The organism is Janibacter sp. CFPM2_SD2 (genome assembly GCF_057364645.1).
In genome coordinates, this window is record NZ_JBNFOF010000218.1 from 1 (window position 1) to 4919 (window position 4919).

Genomic DNA, 4919 nt, shown 5'->3' on the forward strand with positions numbered 1-4919 from the left:
CGCGCGGCGCAGGACGACCGGGGGCGAGCGGGCGCTCCTCCTCGCCGGCACGTGCCACGAGGCGGCCCCCATCGCGAGGAAGCCAGGTGTGCACACCGTGCTCCTGGGAGATCCGCTCGACGTGCTCGGTGAGGCTGGTGGCCCGGCGCTGGGCGCGCAGCAGAGCCCCGGGCTCGCGGACGAGGTCGGACAGGCGGGCGTCGCGGCCGGACAGGAGCATCGCGACGCCGCCGGGGTGAGCGGTCGTCAGGTCGACGACGTGCGGGTCGCGGGCCGGCCAGATGAGGGTGTTGGGGCCGCCGAGCTCCATGAGCTCGCGGCGCAGGGGGGACACGTCGGCCGGCGCCTGGGCAGGGGTCGTCGGCGGAGGAGTCACGGTGCCAACGCTAACAACCGAAGCGCCGCCCGAGCGGGACCAGCAGACCGAGCAGGAGTGCCGCGCCGCCCGCGAGCAGCCCGAGCGCCGGGTAGCCCCACCAGCCGACGACGACGCCGGCGAGGGCTCCCCCCACCGCCCCCGGCCAGGCCCATCGCCACGTCGGACAGGCCCTGGGCCGCGGGCCGCTGGCGCAGCGGGACGGCGGCGGTGAGCAGGGTCGAGCCGGCGATGAGGGTGCACGACCAGCCCATCCCCAGCAGCACGAGCGCTGCCGTCAGGCGAAGGGAGTGCCCGCTCGCCGTCGAGGCCGCGAGGAGGCTCGCGGTGAGCAGCACACCGGAGCCGACGGCGATGACGACCCGTGAGCCCCAGCGGTCGACGGCCCAGCCGGTCAGGGGCGAGAAGGCGTACATGCCGACGACGTGGAGCGAGATGACCAGGCCGATGATCTCGAGGCCGGCGTGGCCGTGGCGCATGTGCAGCGGGGTCATGATCATCACCGACACCATGACGACGTGCCCCAGGGCCATGGCGACGACGCCCATGAGCGCGTCGGGTCGGCTGCGGATGACGGCCCACCCGCGGGAGGCCTCGCCCTCGAGGGCCGTCGGGTCCGGCTCGTCGTGGTCGACGTGCAGGCTGCGGGCGGTGAGCAGGGGGTCCGGGCGCAGCGCGAGCGTCAGGACGAGCGCCGCGAGGGCGATGCCGGCGAGCGAGAGGACATAGGGGCCGACGAGGGCCGGCAGCCCGAGCTGGCGAGCGACCCACTGCCCCGGGCCGGTGAGGTTGGGCCCCGCCACGGCGCCGATGGTCGTGGCCCAGACGACGACGGACAGGTGCCGACCGCGGTGGGCCTCGTCGGCGAGGTCCATCGCGGCGAAGCGCGCCTGCGAGTTGGCCGCCGTCGCCCCGCCGAAGAGCAGGAAACCGAGCAGCAGCAGGACGAAGGAGCCGACCACCGACGCGGTCACGATGACCAGGCCGCCGACGATCGCCATGAGGTACCCCGTGGTCAGGCCGGGGCGCCTCCCCTTCGCCGCCACGACCCGCGCGACGACGAGCGCCGCCAGCGCTCCGCCCAGGGTCTGGGCCGTCCCGCCCAGCCCGGCCCAGGTCTCGCTGCCCGAGATGTCGGCCGCGAGGAGCGCACCGACCGCGGCCCCCGCGCTCACCCCCACACCGCCGAGGACCTGCGATCCGGCGAGGGTGGTGACGGTGCGCCGCTGCAGTGCCGGGATGCTCACCGAAGGGAGTATGACGCGTACCCTGTCCCGTGGCGTGGTCGCCTCACCGCACCGCGTCCGGCCTCCGTAGCTCAGGGGAAGAGCACTTCTCTCCTAAAGAAGGTGTCGCAAGTTCGAATCTTGCCGGGGGCGCCCCTAGGTTCCGGGGTTTTCGCCACCGTGCGGGTCCTCGTCCGGGTCAAGTCGCCCGCTTTTCGCCCGCATGGCCCGTGCGGACGAGGTCTTGCCGAGTCCATCCAGCGCCGAGGCGACGATGTCGAGCTCGTCGTCGTAGAGGTGCGCGTAGATCCTGGCCGTGGTCGTGATGGAGCCGTGACCCATCGCCTTCTGGATGAAGCGCAGGTCGGCGCCAGCCATGCGCGCGAGACTGCCGAAAGTACGCCGCAGGTCGTGCGGCGTGGCCACGATGCCGAGTGCCTCGCGCGTGACGTCGAAGCCCGAGCGCACTGCGCATCTTTCACGAACCTGGTGGCACCATGCACGTCCAGCGCCGGCCCGCAGACAAAGCACACCAAGAGTTTGTTCGCTGCGCAGACACTTATCCACAGGCCGGGGGAAGGTTGCTGGATCCCGCCCGTGTGCGAGCATCTCTGGCATGAACTGGACCCTTGTGAAGTTGCACACCGTCAACGAGGGAGACTTCGTGAACGAGGCCTTCCCCGAAATCCCTCAGTTCGATCGCGAATGGTGGGGCGGCATCAAGAAGGGACCCTGCGAGCTCTTTACAGTGCTCGGCGAAGACGCCGTCGAGCTAGCGCGCGTCAACGTCGCCCTAGACCCGAAGAACGAGTTCTATCCAACGTGGGAGGCGCCAGCTAGCGGAGCATCAGAAATCGACCTACTCGAGGTCTCAGCGGACCATCGCGGCAAGGGCATCGGCGCATGGACCGTCGCCACCCTAACCGCTGACAGTTCGACCGCCTGGACCGCCATCGCGCTCGATCAAGAGGCAGCAAAGTTTTGGAGCGCGCTGGGATGGACACGGCACGACCGATTCAATCTCGATCAAGACCCCCTAGCCCGCCCGCTATTCGCCCTCCACCCCAAGGCAGCCCGCTAGCGAAACTAACTGACGACCGCGTGATCGATCTACTGAAACTCGCCAGCGCGCAGCCGAATCAACCCACAACCCCCACTCACCCTTGAGCCTGCCCACCGCGCCTTGCACCTAACTGCTCGCCGAGGGCCTCAACAAGTCGCCTCAAGTTGTCGCAAGCCGAACTCGACAGGTGAATGGGTGTAACGGTAGCCACGGCATGCTCTACCCCTTGAGACCACATTCGCTTGTTCCACTGGCTGGCGGATGGATCAATTAGACGCTGAAAGGCCAGCTGGTCGGACTCCTCGAGAAGGCTCTCAATCGCAACGGCGCCCTTGACATTAACCACAGCCGAAAGGTCAAGTAGCCTCGCCGAAACAGCAGGGCCAAACTCCCTCTCATAATGCTTCCTCGCATCAACGCCACCTTGATCCGAATCCAGTAGAATGACGAAATTCCTCCCCCAGCCCAAATAGAGGCGAACCACCTCGTCCAGCGACCCTGAACCCCTACCCGGCAGGACACTCAATGGACGCGAAGACTCGGAGATGACGTCTTGGAAGTACTTAATCAGATAGTAGTCAGCCTTACCCTCCGTCATCACGACCTCTGGAACAAGCTCCAAGTCCGTCGGGCGATACTTCAGAACATCCAACACCGGCTGAAAATAGTGCCGCCTACCGGGATTCTCATATGCAAATTCAGGATATCGACGTATGGAAATGTCTGTATTCTTAGATAGCACATCCGAAGTGATCTTCGACGGGTCGGCGGCGGTATTCGCAACGACGAACGTCGACTCTAGCCATTTGGGGTTAACTAAGTGGTGAGAATGGGTGGTGTAAATTATCTGCGCCTCTTCACCCAACTTTTGCAAGCTTTCCAGAAGAAGGCCCTGGGCAGATGAGTGAAGATTGCTCGCAGGCTCGTCAAGCAGGTAAACAATTCGACCATGCTCTGGACGCCGCGCACGGTAAGTGGTGAGGAGGAGGTAGACAAAGAACCAACGGAAACCTAGCGACCTTTCGTTGATGGAGAACAGATCAGTCCCATCCTCCAAATAGAATTCTCCGGTAACTTCGGAGCCGGACGCACCGCCCGCTTCCACCTCGAAGAAGACGCGCTTTCCCTGCAGGTCGGACCCACCGAACATCTCGTTCCATCTCGAAATAACCGTACGGGTCACCTCCGCGCCCATTTGCCTCTGAAGTTGCTTAAGGCTCGACTTATCCGCCTGCTCCGCCGACCTGGCGCGCTCAACTAAGTGCTCTTGAACGGTTGCCGCCCCGTCGATAGAAGCCAGAATGTCCTGAACAAGAAGGCGATATAGCTGGTTCGCCACAGTCTCATTCTCCGGAATGTCCAACCTCACCGAATCGGGAAACTCGAACAGAAAGTTGGGAAAGTACCAAATCCTGGGAACAATCTCCCGGACCGCGGAGACCACGGCACTCCACTCAGCTCGCCGCGACTTAGAATTGACAGAATGAGATTTCTTCCCTTGTTTGGTTCTACCCGACCCAAGCGTCGACGGCCAAACCGTCACAGACCGGTCCAACTTACTGCTCGAGTAGGTGTACCGGTTTGTTATCCTAATCTCGTCAGGCAATTCGTCTAGCCGGAATCCAGTGGCGAGATCGACACTCTTCTTGATCAGATCCTCGTCGCCCTCGTCCAGCTTGACTGTCGCGACTATCTCCACCGAACCGTTGAAGTTGCCTCGCTGGGAGATGGGAATGAGCTCGAACGGGTCCGCCCGCGCCAGGCCGAGCAAAGCGGAGGTTTGATCTCTTCGTCCTCTTTTCCCGGGAAGAAGCGATCTATAGCTTCTAGCACGGTCGTCTTGCCACTTTCATTCAAGCCCACCAACGTCACGATTGAATCTGCAGACGTTCCCGGCCCTAACTGGAGAGATGCATCTCGCAGGCCCTTGACGTTTTTAAACTCAAACTTTGTGAAGTGCATGACAGCTCCAACTCGGAAAATACGGCATCTCCTCGACGCCAGTCACGCTATCGCTTCCCCGATGTGATCAACGCCCTGGCGGGCACCCAACCTGGGTGCAGCACCCTCGCGACAGTCTCAGGCTGCCGTATGTCGCCCACGAATGACCCCAACCTTCCGGGGGTCTTGTGATGAGTTTCCCTACTGACTCAAGGCGGGCCTGCGGCCCGCGCGCCCGCCGCCGGCGGGCGCTCCCGGTAGGGACCCCCGCGCTCCGGGCTCGTTCCTCGCCCTCCGCGCACCCCCACCTCCG

6 protein-coding genes and 1 tRNA gene are annotated in these 4919 nt (G+C 64.3%); 2 read left to right on the forward strand and 5 right to left on the reverse strand.

Annotation, left to right across the window (positions count from 1 at the left end; all coding sequences use genetic code 11):
- On the reverse strand, positions 1 to 376 hold a 376-nt coding region (locus tag AC2W7J_RS15690; RefSeq protein WP_485983542.1), incomplete at its 3' end, for a hypothetical protein.
- The gene (locus AC2W7J_RS15695; protein WP_485983544.1) at positions 373 to 1623 is read right to left on the reverse strand and encodes an MFS transporter; all 1251 of its coding nucleotides are present in this window, start codon (positions 1621 to 1623) and stop codon (positions 373 to 375) included. The genes AC2W7J_RS15690 and AC2W7J_RS15695, both read right to left, overlap by 4 nt.
- Before the next feature lie 60 nt (positions 1624 to 1683).
- Here AC2W7J_RS15695 and AC2W7J_RS15700 point away from each other — a divergent pair.
- Positions 1684 to 1755, forward strand: a tRNA-Arg gene (locus AC2W7J_RS15700).
- A gap of 3 nt (positions 1756 to 1758) precedes the next feature.
- Here the strand turns inward: AC2W7J_RS15700 and AC2W7J_RS15705 are convergent.
- Positions 1759 to 2070: a tyrosine-type recombinase/integrase gene (locus AC2W7J_RS15705; protein ID WP_485983546.1), complete on the reverse strand. Its 312-nt coding sequence runs from the start codon at positions 2068 to 2070 to the stop codon at positions 1759 to 1761.
- A 148-nt stretch (positions 2071 to 2218) separates the two neighbouring features.
- Here AC2W7J_RS15705 and AC2W7J_RS15710 point away from each other — a divergent pair, with 148 nt between their 5' ends.
- Positions 2219 to 2683: a hypothetical protein gene (locus AC2W7J_RS15710; RefSeq protein WP_485983548.1), complete on the forward strand. Its 465-nt coding sequence runs from the start codon at positions 2219 to 2221 to the stop codon at positions 2681 to 2683.
- A 76-nt stretch (positions 2684 to 2759) separates the two neighbouring features.
- Here the strand turns inward: AC2W7J_RS15710 and AC2W7J_RS15715 are convergent, their stop codons facing one another.
- A complete protein-coding gene (locus tag AC2W7J_RS15715) occupies positions 2760 to 4364 on the reverse strand; it encodes an ATP-dependent nuclease (RefSeq protein WP_485983550.1) in 1605 nt (534 codons plus the stop codon).
- On the reverse strand, positions 4355 to 4627 hold the full coding sequence (locus AC2W7J_RS15720) for an AAA family ATPase (RefSeq protein ID WP_485983552.1): 273 nt from the start codon (positions 4625 to 4627) through the stop codon (positions 4355 to 4357). The genes AC2W7J_RS15715 and AC2W7J_RS15720 overlap by 10 nt, the downstream gene beginning before the upstream one ends.
- Between the last annotated feature and the right edge of the window lie 292 nt (positions 4628 to 4919).

Coding starts and splice junctions, on each gene's coding strand:
- AC2W7J_RS15710 (WP_485983548.1), top strand. CDS start 2,219: ATGAACTGGACCCTTGTGAAGTTGCACACCGTCAACGAGGGAGACTTC.
- AC2W7J_RS15720 (WP_485983552.1), bottom strand. CDS start 4,627: ATGCACTTCACAAAGTTTGAGTTTAAAAACGTCAAGGGCCTGCGAGAT.